The 20,362-nt window shown below is 62.3% G+C and carries 14 protein-coding genes and 2 pseudogenes; 4 read left to right on the forward strand and 12 right to left on the reverse strand.

Annotated elements, in window-relative coordinates:
- Positions 1-10 precede the first annotated feature (10 nt).
- Positions 11-733 carry a YafY family protein gene (locus U5775_RS06845; RefSeq protein ID WP_322057368.1) on the reverse strand — a complete coding sequence of 241 codons (723 nt, stop codon included), beginning with the start codon at positions 731-733 and terminating at the stop codon, positions 11-13.
- 43 nt (positions 734-776) lie between these two features.
- Complete coding sequence (locus tag U5775_RS06850; RefSeq protein ID WP_322057369.1) at positions 777-1,751, reverse strand: alpha/beta hydrolase; 975 nt, start codon at positions 1,749-1,751, stop codon at positions 777-779.
- A 48-nt stretch (positions 1,752-1,799) separates the two neighbouring features.
- Between U5775_RS06850 and U5775_RS06855 the strand changes: the two genes are divergently transcribed.
- Positions 1,800-2,249, forward strand: a complete 450-nt coding sequence (locus tag U5775_RS06855; protein ID WP_322057370.1) for an Rrf2 family transcriptional regulator — start codon at positions 1,800-1,802, stop codon at positions 2,247-2,249.
- A 292-nt stretch (positions 2,250-2,541) separates the two neighbouring features.
- Here U5775_RS06855 and U5775_RS06860 read toward each other — a convergent pair whose 3' ends face one another.
- The 6 genes and pseudogenes from U5775_RS06860 to U5775_RS39425 all read right to left on the reverse strand — a co-directional run bounded on the left by U5775_RS06860 (position 2,542) and on the right by U5775_RS39425 (position 12,084).
- Positions 2,542-3,966: a phosphatidylserine/phosphatidylglycerophosphate/cardiolipin synthase family protein gene (locus U5775_RS06860; RefSeq protein WP_322057371.1), complete on the reverse strand. Its 1,425-nt coding sequence runs from the start codon at positions 3,964-3,966 to the stop codon at positions 2,542-2,544.
- Positions 3,967-4,118: 152 nt separating this feature from the next.
- Complete coding sequence (locus U5775_RS06865; protein WP_322057461.1) at positions 4,119-4,322, reverse strand: hypothetical protein; 204 nt, start codon at positions 4,320-4,322, stop codon at positions 4,119-4,121.
- Between the two features lie 159 nt (positions 4,323-4,481).
- Positions 4,482-6,205, reverse strand: a pseudogene (locus U5775_RS06870) (ShlB/FhaC/HecB family hemolysin secretion/activation protein); the annotation flags it as partial.
- 69 nt (positions 6,206-6,274) lie between these two features.
- Positions 6,275-6,925, reverse strand: coding sequence for a hypothetical protein (locus U5775_RS06875; RefSeq protein WP_322057372.1), 651 nt, complete (start codon positions 6,923-6,925; stop codon positions 6,275-6,277).
- 4 nt (positions 6,926-6,929) lie between these two features.
- Positions 6,930-9,731: a hemagglutinin repeat-containing protein gene (locus U5775_RS39420; RefSeq protein WP_415913526.1), complete on the reverse strand. Its 2,802-nt coding sequence runs from the start codon at positions 9,729-9,731 to the stop codon at positions 6,930-6,932.
- A complete protein-coding gene (locus U5775_RS39425; protein ID WP_415913521.1) occupies positions 9,631-12,084 on the reverse strand; it encodes a filamentous hemagglutinin N-terminal domain-containing protein in 2,454 nt (817 codons plus the stop codon). Before U5775_RS39425 ends, U5775_RS39420 begins: the two co-directional genes overlap by 101 nt.
- 152 nt (positions 12,085-12,236) lie before the next feature.
- Between U5775_RS39425 and U5775_RS06885 the strand changes: the two are divergent.
- Positions 12,237-12,581 (forward strand): annotated as a pseudogene (locus U5775_RS06885) (winged helix-turn-helix domain-containing protein); the annotation flags it as partial.
- 299 nt (positions 12,582-12,880) lie between these two features.
- Here the strand turns inward: U5775_RS06885 and U5775_RS06890 are convergent.
- Both U5775_RS06890 and U5775_RS06895 read right to left on the reverse strand, forming a co-directional pair.
- Positions 12,881-13,450: a YdeI/OmpD-associated family protein gene (locus U5775_RS06890; RefSeq protein WP_322057373.1), complete on the reverse strand. Its 570-nt coding sequence runs from the start codon at positions 13,448-13,450 to the stop codon at positions 12,881-12,883.
- Positions 13,451-13,521: 71 nt separating this feature from the next.
- Complete coding sequence (locus U5775_RS06895; protein WP_322057374.1) at positions 13,522-14,127, reverse strand: TetR/AcrR family transcriptional regulator; 606 nt, start codon at positions 14,125-14,127, stop codon at positions 13,522-13,524.
- A 141-nt stretch (positions 14,128-14,268) separates the two neighbouring features.
- Here U5775_RS06895 and U5775_RS06900 point away from each other — a divergent pair, with 141 nt between their 5' ends.
- Both U5775_RS06900 and U5775_RS06905 read left to right on the forward strand, forming a co-directional pair.
- Entirely contained in the window at positions 14,269-15,180 is a 912-nt protein-coding gene (locus U5775_RS06900) for an NAD-dependent epimerase/dehydratase family protein (protein ID WP_322057375.1), read from the forward strand.
- A gap of 2 nt (positions 15,181-15,182) precedes the next feature.
- Complete coding sequence (locus tag U5775_RS06905) at positions 15,183-15,527, forward strand: DoxX family protein (protein ID WP_322057376.1); 345 nt, start codon at positions 15,183-15,185, stop codon at positions 15,525-15,527.
- A gap of 43 nt (positions 15,528-15,570) precedes the next feature.
- Here the strand turns inward: U5775_RS06905 and U5775_RS06910 are convergent, their stop codons facing one another.
- The gene (locus tag U5775_RS06910) at positions 15,571-17,136 is read right to left on the reverse strand and encodes an efflux transporter outer membrane subunit (RefSeq protein WP_322057377.1); all 1,566 of its coding nucleotides are present in this window, start codon (positions 17,134-17,136) and stop codon (positions 15,571-15,573) included.
- Positions 17,133-20,360, reverse strand: coding sequence for an efflux RND transporter permease subunit (locus U5775_RS06915; protein WP_322057378.1), 3,228 nt, complete (start codon positions 20,358-20,360; stop codon positions 17,133-17,135). The genes U5775_RS06910 and U5775_RS06915 overlap by 4 nt, the downstream gene beginning before the upstream one ends.
- Between the last annotated feature and the right edge of the window lie 2 nt (positions 20,361-20,362).

Here is a 20,362-nt window from a genome sequence, read left to right on the forward strand (position 1 = left end):
GAGCTTCAGTCTAATGGGTGATACTGTCAGTTTCTGGCAGTATGGTGCGGCTGGCGACCTGGTTGACCTTGCGCCACTCCCGAAGCAGTGTGGAACGCCTCTTTGGGTAGCGCTCCGGTTTTTGCTCGACGCTCAAGATCCGGTCCGAACGAAAATTTCGAAAGCCAGTTCGAAGTTCGCACCAGCACATCAGCACTCGTGCCTGATCGAAATACACCAGCGCAAAGGGCCAAACGACGCGTCGCGATTGAATGCCGCTGCTGTCCACGTAAGTAATTTCGAGCTTTTGCTCTGCACGAACCGCGGCACGCAGCAGGTCCGGCGAGATTGTGTGAGCGGGTCTTGTCAACGGCGCGCCGACCAGCAGCGACGATTCCTGAAGCTCACGACGTAGTTCAGCGGGCAGTACGGCGGCTATCTTTGCAAGCGTGCTTGATGCACCAGCCGAAAGCGCCTTGTCACCCCGATCGGCCACCCAGCGCATGCCAAGCACCAGGGCATCGAGTTCCTCCGAGCGGAACATGATCGGTGGCAGCATGAAGCCGGGCTTCATCACGTAGCCAACGCCTGGCTCGCCTTCGATCATTGCTCCCTGGGCCTGCAAGCTGGCGATGTCCCGATATAGCGTGCGGATGCTCACGCCGAGCTCGTCAGCGAGAATCTGGCCGCTCACGGGTCGTCGATAACGACCTAACACTTGTAGGAGTTGGAGCAGACGTTCGGCACGGGACATGCGTGAATCCTGATATCGACACTGAAGGAAACCAAAACGGCTTCTAAAGGCTGCGCAGAAACTCGATCACGGCGGCGTTGACGAGGTCCGGGGCCTCTTGTTGAAGCCAGTGGCCCGCTTGCTGAATGATTCGGGAGTCTCGCAGATTGGGCACAAGCTTGTGCATGCCGCCGATGATTTCGTGCATGCCCGGAATCGCCAGCCCGGTGTCGTATTCTCCGACCAGATAAAGGGCGGGAGTCTGGACCGGCAGGCCAATGAAGGCTGCCTGCAATTCCCAGTTACGGTCGAGATTGCGGTAATAGTTCAGCCCACCGCGAAACCCCGACACCTCGTATGCCTGCACAAAAGCGTCGAAGTCGGCCTTCTCGAGCCACGTGAGTGACGACGCAGGCTCCGGCAAAGCGCCGAGGAGTCCCGCCTGCCGCGCCACGAGTCCGAAAGGATTCGGTGTGGTCTGGTCGCGCGGGCCGGCGTCCCCTGATGCCCAGAAATAGAGCTTACGCAGGGTAGCGGCAACGTCGGACTCGAGTTCGCTCTCGGCTTGCCCCGGTTGGGAAAAATAATGCGTGTAAAACCACGCTTGTTCAGTTTGCGGAAATAACCGGCTCGGCGTGACCGGGGCCCGGTCCATCATGGGAACCCCTAGCGCCACGACAGCGCGAAAGCGGTCGGGCCGCAACTGCGCGGCCTGCCACGCAATGGTTGCGCCCCAGTCGTTTCCCACCACGACAGCCTTTGTCTCTCCGAATGCATCCAGGATCCCCACCAGATCACCGATGATGTCGAGCGTCGTATACCGCCCCGGTTCAATCGGACAATCGCTGAGTCCAAAGCCTCGCAGATCCGGCGCAACGGCGCGAAATCCAGCACTCGACAAGCCCGCTAACTGGTGTCGCCACGCGTACGACGTCTCGGGAAACCCGTGAAGAAGCAGGACCAGCGGCCCCGCTCCCTGGGCGGCGACGTTCAGGCGGACGCCATTGGTTTCGATGAAGGACTGAGTCAATGCGTACACGATCGCGCTCCCATGGTTGCCTTAAGTCACGCGAAATCGTAACATCAAATGTCACGAATATCTGCTTCAAAAGACATGCATCGAGATACACGGCTGGCCCGGCTTCTTCACGTACTCATCCACATGCATTTGCGCGGCGGCACGACCACCTCCGAGACGATCGCGCGGATGCTGCACACCCAGCCGTCGCTGGTCCGACGCACGATGGCTGCGCTGCGTTCAGCCGGTTATGTCGAGTCGATCGCCGGACCGGGAGGAGGCTGGGCTCTCAGTCGTGAACTTGGCGATCTCACCGTGCGTGACATCTATGCGGCTACAGCACCCAAGAGCGCATTCGCGATCGGTACGGCGGATGACAATCCGGCCTGCCCGGTGGAGTCGGCAGTCAACCGGTTCCTCGACGATGCACTGAATTCGGCGGAGGACGAATTGCTCCGGCGTCTCGCGCAAATGCGTCTTTCCGACATAGCAGGGTACGTGAAGGTGCCGAAGGCCTGAGGAACGTTCGTTTTGGCGCGGTGGTGGTTGTCTGTGTGCAGGCGGTCCGACGTCGAACTGGCGCCGTGGCCCGGCCTGGACCTATCGACATTAGGCAGCAGTTGATCTTACCCACGTTCAGTGGACACCTTGAAAGGAGCATACTGGCTCTGCGAGGTGTCTCATGGAACGTAAGGAATACAAACGATCTGAGCTGGGACGTCGAATTACTGAAGTTGGCCGACAACTGCGTGACACAGTGCGGACGGCGACCCAAACTGGCCACGTAGTTTAGCGACAGGGCACGCCGCGCTCAGAGGAAGCTCCTGATCAGGTCCGTCACCAACCGCCAGGCACCCCCGCAGCCAGCGGCCCGGCAACGCGCATCGGGATCCGCCAGAAGGCGACCGTTGGCGTCGCTCACCGAGCTTGAGTTGCGCAGGAAGTACGCCACGCTGTCTTGCAAGGGATCGAGCCCGTCCTCGGGGATATCTATCCACAAACCGTTTTCGGTATTCAAGCGGGCCGACAGCGAATCAAAATTGAAACTGCCGAGATAATATCGATGGCCGTCAATGACGACCAGCTTGGCGTGCATCATGCGGTTCTCTCGATCGGAATATTCGCGCACCTCGATCCCGGCATTCACCAAGCCGGGCAGATCGTCGGCATAGGCGCGCCCGACTGCAGGGAATTCCTGCGTGATGCTCGCCAGCGAGGCACTTACCAGGATCACGTGGACACCTTCGCGCTGCTTGCGCTCAAGCACCTCGCGCAGTTCCGGCACCAGGATCAGGTAGGGGTTGATGATCAGGATCTCGTGCTGCGCCGTATCGAACGCTTGTAGCATGTCCTGCAACGTGCCTGGCGAGCGCTTGTCGGGCCAGTCGTGGACATAGCGCAGGTGCTCGCAGACGATCGGCATCCAGGCGGGATCAAAATCCGCCCCGGGAGCGGGCGGAGCGGCGGGATCATTGGGCGTATCGGAGGCCACTGGTGTATCGGTAGCGGCCGGATCTGTCGCCCCGGCTGCAGCATCGAGGGGAGCCAGCAGCCATTCGCGCCAATAATGGATGCGCGCCGGGTCCAGCGTCGGATAACCCTGCGAGTCGCGATAAGGAGTTGCGACTTTGAGGAATTTTTCCGGCTCGGGGCGAACCACTTCCGGGCTATTCCAGAACAGGGCGAAATGCTGGTACATGGCGTGCAGGGAGGAAGCCTCCTGGCCGGCGTCGCCCGACACCATCAGATCGCGCTCGCTGAGCCAGTTGCGGAAGCTCGCATCCCAGATCGAGGTACTGCCGATCACGGCCGTGTCGCCAACCAGGAACAGCTTGTCGTGCATGCGATGCGCAATCTCGACGAGATCGGATCGTGGATGGAAGATTCGGAGTTCGATGCCGGGAGCCACCTCGTGCAGGGCGACGATGAGCTCGTCCTCGAACGGGTAGTGCGGTTCGGGGCCGATGCCGTCGATCAGCAGCTTGACCGGCACGCCTCGGCGCGCGGCCTCCACCAGATGACGCAACAGCAGGCCGCCGGTCTGATCGATTTCGAAGATGTAGGCGAGGATGCGGATCTGCTCGGCAGGCGTGGCACGGTCGATCAGCGCAATCCGCGACTGCATCAACTGACCGCCATCAAGACTGGCGACCAGGTCGACACATTGCGCGTAGCCGTGCTGTGAATAGGCAAACACGCATGCCAGAATGAGCGCCAGGTTTCTCGTTGTGGTCATGATGCGGCGAACTGGTTCGATGTGTCTCGGGCCCCACGTCCTTGAAGGTCTGGAAGGCTTAGTCGCGTTAGCACGGTCAAGTAGCTCGCTGTTACTTCGAGAAGGTGAACAGAACAGCGAACCCGAGATGGTTATCGTGGACAAGAGCGGCGCTACGCAGGTTCAAATCCTGCCCCCGCAACCACAATTGGAGACATTTCTCCGGTTGCCGAGAGCAGCAGCCGTTCGGAGACGTCATCATAGGCAGCGAAGTACGCGCCATCTCGCAGTTCAATTCCAATCGGCCCCATTGGCTTCGCGATAATCTGTCGTGCTTCTGCTGTTGCGTCTCCCGATAACGCTTCCCGTAGTTTCATCGCCCTTTCTCGCATCTTACTGGCACTCGTCGAAGCGGTCACACGCGATGCGCGCCGCCTGCCAGATGTCAGTCTGAGCGCCGACGAGGCGTTCAAGCTGATGGATGAGGCGCAGTCAGTTGCGCGCCGCTCATATGTGCAGCAAGGAGCACACGCCTGGAACGCCGCCGTCAACTGGAACCCGACCGTCCATCGCGCGGTCGGGAATCCCTCAGTTTGTAGATCGGCGTGCCTGCAAAAAGGTCGTAGGAAACGCCGACAAACTTCGCCGGCAAGCTGCCGCGTACGCCAATCACCGCGCCCGCCAGTTGCGTTCCCACCAGTGCCGCCGTGTTCGGTCCGAATACGCGCCCGTAGTCGATCCCTGCATACAGCGTTTGCCCCGTCTGGAATACCGGCCATTGCAGTTCGTTGCGCCAGTAGAAGCCGCGTTCGGCCTCGAGCATCGTTTCACCATCGAACCCGCGTACCGTGTACCGGCTGCCGATGGTCAGGTCGTCGATATAGAACAGCGTGTCGTTCGTGAACTGGCCGTGAACCGTGCCGACATAGGCGAAGCGCTGATTCCCGACCGCAAACGGAACCGACAGGTTCGCGTCGAGCACGGTCATATGGAAGCGGTACGTTGGGCCGTCAGGATACGGGTCCGCCGTCGCGCCGAACCCACCGATACCCTGGCGATAGGCGAGCGTGCCGTCGAACTGAGCGGCGCCGAAATAATGGCGGTCCGTCGCGCCCAACTCCAGAAACGTGTTGTTGCGCGCCTGAGTGGGAATCACCGTGTCGTCGATGAAGCTGTCGCCGAAGCGCTTCGATAGCTGGACATAGCCGCCGAGCACGTCGTTCTGGCTACGCGAAACAATGCGCGCGATGCGCAGCGCTGCCGTCTGCGAATTGCCGCTCGACACGAGTGTCTGGTTCATGCCAGCGATGTTCTGGTAGTACGTATTCGTGTTGCCTGAGAGGGTTGCAGTCCAGTAGCCCCACGGCACGGAATACGAGCCGTTGAAACCGTGCGAGCCGAGTGCCTTGTTGCCGAACGACAAATCCTGATTCGCGCCGAGCGAGAGGATGTCGTTCAGGCCGAGCGGATTGTTCAGGCCAAGGTTGACGTTGCCCTGCCACTTGCCCGTCGACTCCGTACCTGAATTATCGACCGAAGCGACGAATGTCCAGGGCTTCGAGCGCTTGACCGTGAGGACAACGTCACTTTCGCCCGGTACGTCGGTCGGCCGGATTTCCATGTTCACGTCCTGGCTGCTGACGCGCTTCATCTGCTCAAGCCCTTGCTCAAGGTCGCGAAGGTTCAGCACGTCGCCGCTACTGGTCGGGTAAGCGGTCTTCCATGTGCCCCACATCGACGGATCGGCGAATGCGATCTTGCGCACGATACCCGGCACAAGCGCGAATTTCAGCGTTCCGCCTGACAGGTCTTGCGGCTGCACGAGTACGCGTGTGGTCACGTAGCCACGACTCAAGATTGCCTGCTGCAATCCTTTGGTGAGCACGTCGATACCTTCCTTGCCGACACACTGACCTTGATAGTGGTCGAGCCATTCGCGTGCGAATGCGAACGGGTCAAGCGGCAAAGCCGACGCGCCTTTCTTGTGCGCGCTCGCGGACAGCGAGTCGGGAACATCGACCGAAAACCGGTCGATGCGGAAGCATGGCGACTCGTGCGGGAGTGCGGGGTACGTTTCGATCTTCGGCAGTTCAGAGCGCACGACCGGCGCCGATACCGCCGCCTCACGCTGCTGCGCGTCACGCCGTTGCTGCTGGTTTTGCTCGGTTTCTATGCCGCCCAGGCTTTGCGCCGGCACATTGGGCGCGAGAGTGACCAGGGCTGTAAGCGGCAGCGCCGCCAGCCTCTTGCGAATTTTCATGATAATTTTGGTTACAGCTCGTGTGGGGTGCCGCCGTCGTTCGGGTAAGCGGCCCCTAATGGTCTTGTCTTAGCTGATGAGGTCACTCGCCGGGAGTCTACGCAACAGTTCGCTAGAATCTGATTCCACTTCCGTGTCGCCGCACCTGATCTTTACTTCCCCGTTGTTCAGCACAACCGATGACGATTCGGGTAGAGCCAAGAAGGGAATTACTTCTGGTCGTTGGCTCGCAATTTCGAACAAAGACACCAAGCGCCCGCCGTCAGATTCGCTTGAGTCCGCGGAAAACAGCCAGCCCGAATCGGTTCCCTGCGAAGCCTCCCGCGACATCTGGAAGTCCTTTGAAGCCATAAACCTCGGGGAGACCACGGCAGACTGCGTAAGTGAAGGAAACGAAGGCTCGACGGCTAACAGTTCAGATACACTTTTCTGAACGATGAGTTGTCGATACGTCCTGCTTGCTCCGCGTTCCCAAACAATCGGCACCTTTCCAAAGCACGGCTCCCATACGTCTAGTTCGCCGGCATCGGTGGATTTCAGCATGAGAATCATCCACCCCATCTGCACAGTTTCGCCAGCCTTGAACACGGTTCCCCGTCGAACCTCGTCCTCGAAATAGGAAATTATCGGCTTCGCTCCGAACTCAGCCCCCGACGGCATCGACACAACAATGTCCGGGTGTTGAAAGACTCCGCGAAAATTCGATTTCATGTCTGCCATAGCGTTACTTCCCAAGCATCGTATTGATGCGACCAGTGAGGTAGTTTCTTAGCGCGGCTGCCTGCGCAGCGCTAGTTTCAATGTAGCCCGAATCGAGTGGTTGCCCCTTATAGGTTGTCCAATCTCCCGGCATCTTCGCGCCTTTCGAAGAATTGTAAGTCGCTGGCAAACCTTGAGTGTTTGCCGGATCGTTCAACAAGGCACTCTGTTGATCCGGCGTGAGTTGGTCGAAACCCGGCTGCTGTTTAATCCAATTTTGCGGCACGATATGGTCTGCTGCCAGCGGACCGTTTGCCGGTGTGACCTCACCAGTTAGCGGATTGACGTAGGTGCCACTTGCGTTCGCATTCTCGCGCATCTCCGAATTTGGAGACTTGCTTAACGTGGCATAGCCGTTGTCGAAGCCAGCGATCGTACTGCCGCTGGACGCAGCACCTGCGGCGAGTCCTTGGGTCCCGCTGTTAACTAGCACCGCTCCAGAACTCGCAGCGGGCGGCACGCCGCCGCCCACGCCAATAATTGCGTTCAACCCATTAGCAATACCTTGCATTGCCAGGGAGAACAGTGTTGGCGACTTCTTTCCGGGCTCGCCCGTCAACTGACGCTCATCGTCTATCGACTGGTTATACAGATGGACGTTCGACGCCATCGCCGCCCCTGCCGTACCGCCAACGACAGCGCCGCCGACGCCCGCAGCAATGTTCGCCGCAAGGTTGCCGATCAGGTCCGATCCTGTCGCCGATGCTACTCCCTTCGAGATATCGTTCAGTGAACCGGCCATCTTCGACGCCGCGCCCGCGCCCGCCGCACCGCCAATGGTGCTGAACGCGCTGCCGCCACCAAGGCCGCCAATCAGTGCGCCGCCTGCAACATGCAGTTCTGCGCGTGAATTGCCGCCTTCCTTCCAGTTGTTGTAGTCGGCTGCCGCCGCAGCCATCCCGTCGCTGTCACCACGTTTGTATGCAGCGGCGTAGGCATCGGCCGCATCGTTGCGTTTCATATCCGCATACGCGCCGATGCCTTGCGACACGGTCTGGCCCGCTGCCTGCGCGGCCTGCATGGTGTCGGCCTGCTGGTTGAGGATCGTATTCACGTCCGGCGTTTTGGCGACTGTGCCGTTCGTGTTCGTCGTATCGCGCGAAAGGGCCGCTACATCCTGTGTCTGCGCGCCCGTGTTCGTCACGTTGATCGTGCCCGCACTGATAGCGCTGCGCGTCGTCGCGCTCGAATCGCCGTTCTCGTTCTGCGAAATCATCGGCGCGACCGAAGGCGTTCCGCTTACCGAACCGGGGCCGACTGCTTTGCCGGTGCTGCCACCGAAGCCCACGCCCGCGCTGATGCCGTTGCTGTTGGCGTCGTAGTGCGACTGGTTCTGGATGTCGCTGTAGGTGAGCGTGCCCGTTGTCAGGCTGTTCTTCGACGCGTCTGCGGTGCTCGCGATGACTGCGCCAGTCAGGCCGGTGTTGCCTTTGACGTTGACGTTGAATCCACCATCGCCCGAGTAGATTCCGGCCTGTTCGTTCACACCCGCATAGTTCGAATCCGCGTGGCCGTTCTGCGCGCTAAAACTCGCGCTGCCGCCGCCCTGGCTGATCGTGAAGCCGCCGCCCGCGCTGCTCTGGTGCGCGGCGCTGTTTGTCACGTCCTGCACACTCGCGATATTCAGGTTGCCGCCCACGTCGGCCGCAATCTGCTTGCCGCTGATCTGCGATCCGGTGATGTTCGTATCGCCGCCCGAAATGACCGTGACGCTGTTCGCACCCGTGACGTGTGACGCGTTCTGGATCGACGCGTCGCTGTTCGCGTCGCCATGCGCGTTCGCCATCGCCGCCGAGACGCCAAAGCCGCCCCCAAGCGTGTACTGCACGCCCACGCTTGCGCTGCTGGAACTGTTCGAACTGCGCGTCGAATCGGTGTCCGTCGTGTTGATGACGTTCACCTTGTTTTTCGCCGCGAGAATGACGTCGTTGGCGTTCACGTTCGACCCGGCGATAGTCAGATCGCCGTTCGTCGCAATGAGTCCCGCAGTTCCGCCTGCCTGAATGCTGGAACCGCGTTGCGTCGTCTGATCCTCTGACGACTGGCTTTGACTCTTGCTTGAACCGATACTGACCTTGATACCGATGTCCGGCTTGCCGCCGGCTGTTACGCCCGCGGATGTCAAGCCAGTCAGGGCGACATCGCCCGCTGCCGCAATGCTGTGCAGCGCTGCGGCGCGGTCATTGCCCGTGCTAGTGGAATTCCTGGCCGCTTGACTTTCGGAATACGCGTTATTGATCGCGTCGCCGACCGACCCCGCCAGACCAATTGTCAGGCCGCTGCTGCTCTGTTTTTGCGTCTGCGCCTGATGAGCGGTGTCGGTAGCGGCGTCGATGATGACGTTTGCCGCCGTGCCCGCGAGGTTGCCGCCTGCAACAAGATCGCTGCCCGTGACATGCAGGGTGTTGCCAGCCTGAATCGAGAGGTCGCCATTGATTGAGCCGACCGTACTCGCGTTGTTCGTGACGCTCGACTCCTGGTCAGTTGTCGCGAGCTTGTTCGTCCCGACCGTGACGGTCAGGCCACTCGTCCCGAGGCCGGTATTCTTCTCCTGATACGTGCCCGACGATTGCATCGTGTTCTGCGTCGTGGTGATGTTCACGTCATGCGCCGCGTTGAGCGCGACATCGTTCGTCCCGACAATCGTACTGCCCGCGACGTTGATGTTATTGCCACTGGCGACCGTCACGGCATCCGCAGATATCAGGCTGCCTTGGGAGAGCGTCGTAGTGGTATCGCGGGAACTCGATACTTCCTTGCCGCTCACGACGTTGCTGTGGCTGTGCTGTTCCTGCGAGTTGTCGACGTGCGTTTCGGTTGCCGCGCCGATGTTCACGTTGCCCGTTGCCGCGAGCGTGGCCGTTCCCTTGTCGAGCGTGAGCGCGCTGCCGGTGACGTTGATGTTCTTGCCCGAAGCGACGGTATCCGGCTTGCGTTGGTGTAGTTGCCGCTCGCATCCTTGCCGCCCGCAAGCACGACCTTGCCGAGACCATAAATTGCAGTCGTCGCCTGCGTGTCCGTGGCCGTGGTGTCGTCGCGGTTTGGAGCGTGCCGCCCGCCGAGTTGTCGAGCGTGCCGGTCACGTCGAGCGTCGTCGCGCCGGTTCCAGCCTGGGAGATGCTGCCTGCGTGGTTGACCAGGTTCGCCGCGTGCAGCGTGAACTGGTTTGCGCTGGTCGTGCCGTGGCTGTTGTCGAACGTTGCCGCCGAGAGTGCGAGCGCGCCGGCCGCGCTGAACTGGCTGGCGTTCGTGAGCGTCGAGCCGGCTGCGAGTGTCATGTTCGCGTTGGCCGCGAACGTGCCGCTGTTGAACAGGGTCTGTACTGCCTTCGCAATCAGGCTCTGGACCGCTGTGATGGAACCGGCGTTCGCGATCTGTCCCGCCTGCAAGGTGACGTTGCCGTTGCCGCCGATGCTACCGCCCGCGCCGTTGTTGAGCAGGCCGCCCGTCGACATGGTCACGCCGTCAGCATTCAGCGATACGACATGGCCGCCCGTATTGTCGAGCGAGCCAGACGCAGCCGACAACGCGCCGCTCGCCTGCATGGTGCCGCCCGAGTTGTTCGTCGCGCCAGTGACGTTTTCGGTCAGCGCACCGCCCGAAACCATCTGGCCGCTGCGGTTCGAGAGTGCGCCCGCCGTGACGGTCTGCGCGCCGCCCGAGGACATCGCGCCGTTGTCGTTCGTGAGCGTGCCGCTCGCGCGGGCGTCGAGCGTGCTGCCCGCAGTTGTCGTTGCCCCCGACAGGTTCAGGTCGCCGCTGTTCGCCGCGAGCGTGATAGCGCTGTTTGCTGACGTCGTACTGCCCGCGAGGTTGACCGTCGCGCCGCCGATGGCTGCATTGCCGCCCGCCACATTGCGCCCGGTCGCCATGACGGTGCCTGAAGCATTCACGTTCAGGTCGCCGGAATGCGCCAGTGAGCCGTCGCCGTTCACACCTGACGCGAGCGTGCCGGTCGAATTCACCGCGCCCGCGCTGACGGTCGTGTTCTGCTGTGAGGCAACCATGCCGCTGTTGGTCAACGCGCCAGACGTACTCAGGTTGACGTTCTGCTGCGCGTACGTCGTGCCGCTGTTGCTGATGCCGTCGCGCGCGTTCGCGCTGATATTGCCGCTTGCGTTCTGCGTGCCCGCAAGCACGAGCTGTCCGTTGGACTGAAGTACGAGGTCGCCGGCATTCGCCGCCACGACGCCCTTCAGTGAAATACCTATGCCTGATTCTGTGCCGACGAGAACGATACGGTTAGCGTACATGCCACCGAGATTGCTCACGTCGATAGACACGCCAGGCGCGGGGCCGTCGCCTGCAATCGGAGTCGCGTTCAGCGTGTCGTGGTCAATGCTGTTCGCGCCCGTGACGACGTTCAGGTTCTTCCCGGCATAGATGGCCGCATTTGCCTGCACTGCACGCGCGAGCAGATCGACCTGATCGACGTTTGACGCGTTCAGGCCCGCGCCGCTAACCGTGATGTTGCCGCCCGTGACGTTGAAGCCCGAGACAGAGCCATCAGGCGCGTAATTCGGCGTGCCGGTGGTCAGAACGGCGCGGCTCGTATTGATGAAGCCGCCGCCGTTCACCGAAATGCCCGACGGGTTCGCAATGATGACTTCCGCGCGATTGCCCGCCGTTTCGAGAAACCCGTTGAACTGTGACGGGTTTGCACTGTTGACCTGGTTGACAATAATCTTTGCGGATTGACCCGGCGCAAAGTTCGGGTTGCCGTTAATCATCCCGGCCTGTTGCGTCTGGACAATCGAATTCGCATTGTTCAGAATGGCGCCCCGCCCAGGCACATCGAACTGGGTATAGGTGTTAACAGAAACGCCTGCTGCAGTTGTCGGGCGATTGATGTTGACCTGATCCAGACCATTTTGTGTCTGGATGACGTTTGGTGCGTGCGAGCCACCTGCGACGATCTGGGCGAACGCGAGCATCGGCACAAGGGCGAGCAGTGCGGCGGGCAGCAGGCGGCGTAATATCAGGCGGATGCCGGTCGGGGCCGATGTGCGGTCTGCGGCGCGCGTCTCTCCGGTTTTACCTGCGGCTGTTGCGGTTTCCTCGACGGCGACAAGCATTTCCCGACGACGGTTGAAGACAAGGCGGTGGTTGTGCTTGTTCATCCCGATTCTTCGGTAAGCTAATTTTTAACGGTCCGTAAATTAGCCTCATATTCGCGAGTGGCGAGCGCGCGGGCTTGAAAGGGGCTTGCTACACCTGATCGCGATTTACTAACCTTTTCGAAAGTATTGTCATGTTCACGAGACAATATGAGCGGCAGTTCGGCAAAAAGCTGGCGCTTTCCGGGGTGAGCCGCATCATGAAGCTGTTGGGCTTCACGGCGCAAAAACCGCTGTATCAGGCGTGGCAACAGGACGCGACGCTGGTACGACAGTGGGAGTTCGACACGTATCCGGCGATTCGGGCCGAGGCGCGGGCAGCTGGAGCGACCCTCTACTTTGCCGATGAATCGGGCATTCGTTCGGACTACCACACGGCTACGACATGGGCACCGCAGGGCGGCACGCCGGTGGTGCAAGTGACGGGCAAGCGTTTCTCGCTGAACATGATTTCGGCGGTCAGTGCTCAGGGCGAGTTTCGCTTCATGGTGCACGAGGGCGATTTCGCTTCGCTGGGTGTTGGCCGCGTTGTTGTACTTTGCCGCTGGCTCTCGGTGAATGTTTTTGAAGCAACCTACGGCGAAGTCAGCGAGCGCATACGCTCAACCAGAATCCAACGCCCAGCCGGCTTTTCATAACAGCCAGTCATGCACAAATAGTGCCCAAAGAGATAAATAAACCGCAAGCCATCATTGATCGACGCTCACCAGCGCTGAGCCTTGAAGACCGCAGCGGATTACCCGCATCGAGCGCAGCATCGTCCGGCAATTTTCATCGGCGGTCGAACTCCACGCCCACCCTAAGAATGCACAGTCTCCCCCCGACTAAGCATGCCAATAAACTCCTCGATCTTGCGCACCCGCGTTGCAGGCCTTTTAGCGTTCTGTATCCGATAAAGAATAGCGTAACGGTTTCGGCTACTCAGCGTCGCAAAGAACGCGCTGGCCTTGGGATTGGCATCGAGCGCAGCCTGCAGGTCGTCGGGCACGACCGAGTTGCTGGCCGACGTATAGGCCGCCTCCCAGCGGCCATCCTCCCTGGCTTTCTCGACTTCCCGCATACCAGAAGGAAGCATTCGGCCCGCGGCGATCAGCGCTTCGGCCCGCTCTTTGTTGAGCTTCGACCAGATACTTTTTGCAGAGCGTCGAGTAAAACGTTGCAACCAGTATTCTTCACTTTCAGTCTGTTTTTGACCGTCGATCCAGCCATGACAAAGCGCACTTTCGAGCGCCTGCTCGTAAGTCAAGGTTGACTGCCCGGCGCCTTTTTTGGCCAGGCGCAGCCATATTCCGGTCGAGGTGCCGCCGTTTTGCGTCAACCAGTTTTCCCATTCATTCTGGTCAAGGAAGGTCAGACGAGACTCAGTCATAAGGGATCCGAATGATTGTTGCATTGTGAGGCAGCAAGGCCTTTTCGTTCATGGCAACCTCGCAGATCAGATTAGCGAAGTGCAGCGGCCACGGCCTCGTCGATCTGCAGCGCAAAACGCGCTTCGACATTGGGCACCGTATAGCCAATCGACAGTTCCAGATACGCGTCGCCCAGCACCAGTTGAACGAATGTCGCCGCGCGTAGTGCGGCAGTCGATTCATCAAACCGCTTGCGCAGAATTTCCGCGGCGAAGGCCCGCACGACTTTTGCGCCATTCTCGTAAAACTCCTGGCCGAGTTCGGGAAGACGCTCGGCTTCCGCCACGATGGCCCGGTAAAGCCGCAGGTAATCGGGCGTAATCAGGCTTCGTGCGAGCACCCATCCCAGCTCGCGCAACCCGGCCTCGGGTGAGCTATCGGATTGCTCGTCCTGAGCGCTGGCAAGAAATCCCCCCACCTCGGCGCACATGGAACTCACCAGACCCACGAAGAGCGCCTCCTTCGACTTGAAGTGGCGATAGACCGTTTGTTTGCCGACGCCGGCGGCCGCCGCGACATCGTCCATTGTTGCCAGGCCGAAGCCCTGGCTTAAAAAAACGGTTTTCGCGCCGTCGAGGATGGCAGACCGCTTGCGGCGTTGCAGCGGGCTCAGGTCGGAAAGAGAGGAAGCGTTCATCCGAAATAAATACCAGATCGACAGGCGGTTGACAAGACTGGTCAGTCTCGTCTACATTGCCGCAAACGAGACTTGTTGGTCTCGTTCAGGTGACGGTCTAACTTCGCAGGCAATCGTTGGGAGAACGCTTTGGAACTGTTCATGACAGGCGGTACTGGCTACATCGGGCAAGCTCTCGCGCGCAAGGCAATCGGCCTCGGCCATCGGGTGACGGCGCTGGTGCGCCAGGACAAGTCGGCGGCCGCGAGCGCGCTCGCACGTCTCGGTGTGAAACTGCATTCCGGCGATCTGCGCGAGCCGCAGTCTTTCGCTGCGGCGGCCGGTGCCGCGGATGGCGTGGTGCACGCCGCATCGACCAACGACGCTTTTGCCGGTGCCGCCGACGAGGCCGCCGTGGTCGCGATGCTTTCCCATTTGCGGCCGGGCGCGGCGTTTGTCTATACGTCGGGCACCTGGGTCTACGGCAATACCGTCCGGGAGCCCGCGACCGAAGCATCGGCGCTGGACCCGACACCGCTCGTCGCCTGGCGGCCCGCGGTCGAGCAGCATGTGCTGGCGCTGGCCGCGAGCCGTTCGATTGCCGCGGTGGTTCTGAGACCGGCGATGGTGCACGGCTACGGTGGCGGCATCTTCGGCATGCTCGCCAGGATGGCTCGTGAGGCGGGCAGCGTGAGGATCGTCGGCGAGGGTCGCAATCACTGGCCTGCCGTTCACGTCGATGATCTCGCGACGGCTTATCTGAGCGCGCTGGAGCAGGCGGCAAGCGCAGACGTGCGAGTCACGGGGCAGATCCTCAATGTGGTCGCGGAAGAGGCCGTTGCCGTTGCGGAAATGGGCGAAGCGATTCGGGCCTCGGTCGGCGTCGATCGCGTCGACCTCTGGCCGCTCGACGATGCCCGCCATTCGCTTGGGCCGTTCGCGGACGCACTGGCGCTCGACCAGACGATCAGCGGTCGGCATGCGCGGCGCGTGCTGGCGTGGGAACCTCATGGCCCCGGCCTGATTGCGGACCTCTCCGCGCAAACGCACTTTCAGCAAATCAACGGAGCATGACGATGGCGTGGAACGGTGTGTCTCTCGAATCGATCCTCGCGATGATTGTCGCGGTTCTGTTCGCGATTGCCGGCGTCGTCAATCTCGCCAGACCCGGCGCGGTGAAGCGCGACTTCGCACGCTGGGGCTATCCGGCATGGTTTCAGTGGCTTTGTGGCGCGCTCGAATTGCTCAGTGCGGCCCTTCTTTTGCGAGAGCAAACCCGGGTCTTCGGCTTGACGCTGGCCGGCGCGATCATGATTGGCGCACTCGTCACGTTGGTGCGAAATCGGGAGCCGTTCCGGCATCTCGCCCCGGCGCTGGTTTTTTCGGCGCTGATTGTGGTCACTCTGACTGCTCGCTGGTAAGGCATCCTTATCACCCGATACGCTAGCCCAGGCAAATCGCCGGTTACTGCACGCTCTTCCCACCCTCCGCACTGGCCCCCGCCATAGCCGCGCCTTGCTGCCAGCCCCCGCCGAGATTCTTGATCAACGCCACGCTGCTTTGCACCTGCAGCGCCTGCGTATCCTTGAGACTCTGCGCGGCCTGCAGCAAGGTTAGCTGCTGCGTCAACAAGCTTTGCTCGCTGGCCGTGCCCGCATTCAACTGCGCCTGCGTGCTCGCGAACAGCGCCTGATTCCGCCGATAGATATTCGCGTACGCGGTTTCCTGCTGCGCAAGATGATTCCACGAGGAAAGGCTGTCCTCCACGTTCTGGAACGCGCCCAGCACGGCTTGTCGATAGTTGGCGGCGGCCTCGTCATACGACGCCTGCGCCTCATGCACGGCGGCGCTACGCGCGCCCGCGTCGAACAGCGTCGCGGCGAGTTCCGGGCCCAGCGTCCAGACGCGGCTCGGCAGCGAGAACAGATGCGCGAAGGTGTTGTGCTCGAAGCCGCCTTGCACGCCCAGGTCCAGCACCGGGAAAAACGCGGCTTCGGCCACGCCGATTTTCGCGTTGGCCGCCGCCGCCGTGCGCTCGGCCTGCCCGACGTCGGGCCGGCGCTCGAGTAGTTGCGAGGGCAGCGCGAGCGGCACCGCCGGTGTGTTGAACGCATAGTCGGCGCGCGGCGCCAGCGTGAAGCTCGCGGGCGGCTCGCCGATCAGCACGGCAATCGCGTGCTCGTCCTGCTCGCGCGCGGTCTCGGTGGTCTGCAACGCCGCCACCACGAGCTCCAGTGTGTCCTGCGCCGCGAGCACGTCGTCGTTCGAGGCCGTGCCCTGCGCATAGGCCGCGCGCGTGATGTCGAGCAGGCGCGCGTCGATGCCTTGCTGCTCTTTGAGCGAGGCGATGTCGATATCGGCCTGGCGCAATGCGAAGTAGTCGTCGGCCACGCTCGCCGTGATCGAGAGGCGCTCGCCCGCGAGTTGCGCGTCGGAGGCTTGCGCGCTCGCCTTGCTCGATTCGATCTCGCGGCGGATTTGCCCCCAGAGGTCGGGCTCCCAGCTGGCCGCCACGTTTACGCTCACGCTGTTGTGCACGCCGGGCACGGTGCCCGTCGTCGAGCTCACGCCGCCTGTTGCGGCGTTCGTGCCCGTGCCGCTGCGCGTGGCCGACATGCCGGCCGTGACCACGGGAAAGAGGCTCGCCACGCTGGCGTCCACGGTGGCCTGCGCGAGCCGGTAGGCGGCCTCGGCGGCGACGATCGACTGGTTCGCCTTGAGCGACTGCTCGACGAGCTGCGTGAGCGCGGGATCGTCGTAGATCGTCCACCAGCTGTTCGATAGCGCGGCCTGCGGGTTGGCCTGCGCGCGCTGCCAGTCGGTGCCTTCCTTGAACGAGGTCGGCACCTCGACCGTGGGTTTGCGGTAGTCGGGGCCGACTGCGCAGCCCGCGAGCCAGATCAGCGCGAGCGCCGCCGCGCAGCGGCGCAGCGTGCTATGCAACTTCAGCGGCTTTAGCGGCTTCAGCGGCGAGCCTGGCGATGAGGCGTGGGAAGACCGCGCAATGAGGAACGCAGAGGTCATGGTCATGCTGCCTTCTTGCGAGGACGCAAGCGTTGATAGGCCCGGTCGAGCCACAGATAAATGACGGGCGTCGTATAGAGCGTGAGCATCTGGCTGAAGATGAGGCCGCCGATGATCGAGATGCCGAGCGGCTTGCGGAATTCCGATCCGTAGCCCGAACCGAACACGAGCGGCAGTGCGCCCAGTATCGCGGCGCTCGTCGTCATCATGATGGGCCGGAAGCGGATCAGGCACGCGCGCATGATGGCCTCACTCGCGGGCAGCTTGCGCTCGCGCTCCTCGGTGATGGCGAAGTCGATCATCATGATCGCGTTTTTCTTCACGATGCCGATCAGCAGGATCACGCCCACGAGCGCGATGATCGAGAGCTGCGTATGCGTGGCGAGCAGTGCGATGAGCGCGCCCACGCCGGCCGAAGGCAGTGTCGAGAGAATCGTGAGCGGGTGCATCAGGTTCTCGTAGAGCATGCCGAGCACGATGTACACGGAGAGCAGCGCGGCCAGGATCAGCAGCGGCTCGCTCGCGACCGCCTGCTGGAACACCTGCGCCGTGCCCGCGAAGTTGCCCGTGATGCTGGCGGGCATGCGCAGTTGCGCGACGGCGTCGTCGACTTCGCGCGTGGCGTCGCCGATCGAGGCGCCTGGCGCGAGGTTGAACGAGGCCGTCACCGCGGGAAACGTGCCCTGGTGATTGATCGAGATGGCGGTGCGGTCGATCGAGAACTGCGCCATGGCGTTGAGCGGCACGAGCGCCTGGCCGTTCGCGAGCACCGCGGTGGAGGGCGTATTGGTCGTGCTGCCGGGGCCCGCCGCGGCGGCGGCCGATGCGGCGGCGGCGGTCGCGGCGGCCTCGCTCGCGGAGGTGGCCACGCTCGCGGCCGCGGCGCTGCCGTTGCCACTCGATCCGCTCCCGCCCGCACTCGGCACGCCGGAGGGCACGTAGATGCCCTTGAGCGCCGTCGGGTTGGTCCAGTACTCGGGCGCGAGCTCCATCACCACGTGGTACTGGTTCGCCGATTTGTAGATCGTGGAGACCTGGCGCTGCCCGAACGCGTCGTAGAGCGCGTTGTCGATCGACGAGAACTGCACGCCCATGCGCGCGGCGGCGTCGCGGTTCACGTCCACGCTCGCCTGCATGCTGTTGTCCTGCTGGTCGGTGTTCACGTCTTCGAGTATGGGGATCTTGTGCATCTGCGCGACCACTTTGGGCACCCATTTGTCGAGGTCGGCCTGGTCGTCGGCGGTGAGCGTGTACTGGTACTGCGCCGCGCTCTGCCGGCCGCCCACGGTAATGTCCTGGGCCGATTGCAGATAGAGCCGCGCGCCCGGAATATTGCCGAGCGTGCGGCGGATCTGCGCGATGATGGCGTCGGCGCTCGCGTGGCGCTCGCCGAGCGGCTTGAGCGTCACGAACAGGATCGCCGTGTTGATCGCATTGGTGCCGCCGATGAAGCCGCCCACGGCCTGAACATTGGGATTCCGAAGCACCTGCTTCGAGATCGCCTGGAACTTCTGCTGCATCAGCCGGTACGAGATGCTCTGCGAGGCCTGGATCGAGCCGATCAGGCGCCCGGTGTCCTCCTGCGGAAAGAAGCCCTTGGGCACGATCACATAGAGCATCACGTTGAGCGCGAGCACGAGGATCGTGACCACGCCCATCAGCAGCGGATGGCGGATCACCCAGCCGAGCGTGCGCGCGTAGAAGCGGTGAAAGCGCGAGTCGGGGTATTCCTCTTCGCGGTGTCCTTCGTGCGCGCCGCGCAGCGCCACGCTCGAAAGCATGGGCGTGACGGTGAGCGAGATCAGCATCGACATGAGAATCGCGGCCGAGAGCGAGACGGAAAACTCGCGAAACAGCCGCCCGACGATGCCGCCCATCAAGAGCAGCGGAATGAACACGGCCACGAGCGAGACGCTGATCGTGAGCACCGTGAAGCCCACTTCGCGCGCGCCGTTGAGCGCGGCGATCACGGGCCGCTCGCCGCGTTCGAGGTGCCGCATGATGTTCTCGACCACGACGATGGCGTCGTCCACCACGAAGCCCGTGGAGATCGTGAGTGCCATCAGCGAGAGATTGTTGAGGCTGTAGCCGAGGAAGTACATGATGCCGAACGTGCCGAGCAGCGAGAGCGGCACCACGATCGCGGGCACGAGCGTCGTGCGCCAGCTCCGGAAGAACGCGAAGGTCACCGCGGTCACGAGCAGGATCGAAATGAGCAGCGTGATTTCCACGTCGATCAGCGAGGCGCGGATCGTGGTCGTGCGGTCCATCAGGATGTTGAGCTTGATGGTCGGCAGGATCGACGCCTTGAGGAAGGGCAACTCGGCCTTCACGTTGTCGACGGTGTTGATGACGTTCGCGCCCGGCTCCTTGTAAACGATCAGGAGTACCGCGGGTTTGCCGTCCGAGAGGCCGAAGTTCTCCAGGTTCTCCACGTCCTGGCGCACATAGCCGAGGTCCGAGATATGCACGACGTCGTTGCCCACGCGCTTGACGACGATGGGTGCGTAGTCGGCCGGGTTGTAGAGCATGTCGTTCGCGCCGATCGTGTAGTTCACGCCGGCGAGCGCGGCCGAGCCTTTGGGCAGGTCCGTGTTGGCGTTCGCGATGGCCGTGCGGATCTGTTCGAGGCTCACGCCGTAGTGGCTCACGCGGTCGGGGTTCAATTCGATGCGCACGGCGGGCAGCGCGCCGCCGCCCACGGTCACGTCGCCCACGCCCGGCGTTTGCAGCAGCTTTTGCTGGAGCACCGTGGAGGCCGCGTCGTAGAGCTGCCCGCGCGTGGCCGAATCGGAGGTGAGGCTGATGATGAGGATGGGCGCGTCGGCGGGATTGACCTTGCGATAGGTGGGATTGCCGTCGAGATTCGCGGGCAGGTTCGTGCGCGCCGCGTTGATGGCGGCCTGCACGTCGCGCGCGGCGCCGTCGATATTGCGGTTCAGGTCGAACTGCATCGTGATGCGTGTGGCGCCGAGCGAGCTCACCGAGGTCATCTGCGTGATGCCCGCGATCTGCCCGAACTGCCGTTCGAGCGGCGTGGCCACCGAGGTGGCCACCGTTTCGGGATCGGCGCCCGGCAGGTGGGCGGTCACGTTGATGGTCGGAAAATCGATCTCGGGCAGCGGCGCCACGGGCAGCAGCTTGAACGCGAGCATGCCGAAGAGCGCGATGCCCACCGCGATCAGCGTGGTCGCGATGGGGCGGCGGATGAACGGTTCGGAGAGGTTCATCG

The organism is Paraburkholderia sp. J63, from assembly GCF_905220245.1.
GTDB lineage: Bacteria > Pseudomonadota > Gammaproteobacteria > Burkholderiales > Burkholderiaceae > Paraburkholderia.

Bases quoted from the DNA above. Each gene is read 5' to 3' on its own strand.
- U5775_RS06845 (WP_322057368.1), bottom strand. From the start codon at position 733: ATGTCCCGTGCCGAACGTCTGCTCCAACTCCTACAAGTGTTAGGTCGT.
- U5775_RS06855 (WP_322057370.1), top strand. From the start codon at position 1,800: ATGTCACGAATATCTGCTTCAAAAGACATGCATCGAGATACACGGCTG.
- U5775_RS06860 (WP_322057371.1), bottom strand. From the start codon at position 3,966: ATGACCACAACGAGAAACCTGGCGCTCATTCTGGCATGCGTGTTTGCC.
- U5775_RS06865 (WP_322057461.1), bottom strand. From the start codon at position 4,322: ATGAAACTACGGGAAGCGTTATCGGGAGACGCAACAGCAGAAGCACGA.
- U5775_RS06875 (WP_322057372.1), bottom strand. From the start codon at position 6,925: ATGGCAGACATGAAATCGAATTTTCGCGGAGTCTTTCAACACCCGGAC.
- U5775_RS39425 (WP_415913521.1), bottom strand. From the start codon at position 12,084: ATGAACAAGCACAACCACCGCCTTGTCTTCAACCGTCGTCGGGAAATG.
- U5775_RS06890 (WP_322057373.1), bottom strand. From the start codon at position 13,450: ATGACTGAGTCTCGTCTGACCTTCCTTGACCAGAATGAATGGGAAAAC.
- U5775_RS06895 (WP_322057374.1), bottom strand. From the start codon at position 14,127: ATGAACGCTTCCTCTCTTTCCGACCTGAGCCCGCTGCAACGCCGCAAG.
- U5775_RS06900 (WP_322057375.1), top strand. From the start codon at position 14,269: ATGACAGGCGGTACTGGCTACATCGGGCAAGCTCTCGCGCGCAAGGCA.
- U5775_RS06905 (WP_322057376.1), top strand. From the start codon at position 15,183: ATGGCGTGGAACGGTGTGTCTCTCGAATCGATCCTCGCGATGATTGTC.
- U5775_RS06910 (WP_322057377.1), bottom strand. From the start codon at position 17,136: ATGACCATGACCTCTGCGTTCCTCATTGCGCGGTCTTCCCACGCCTCA.
- U5775_RS06915 (WP_322057378.1), bottom strand. From the start codon at position 20,360: ATGAACCTCTCCGAACCGTTCATCCGCCGCCCCATCGCGACCACGCTG.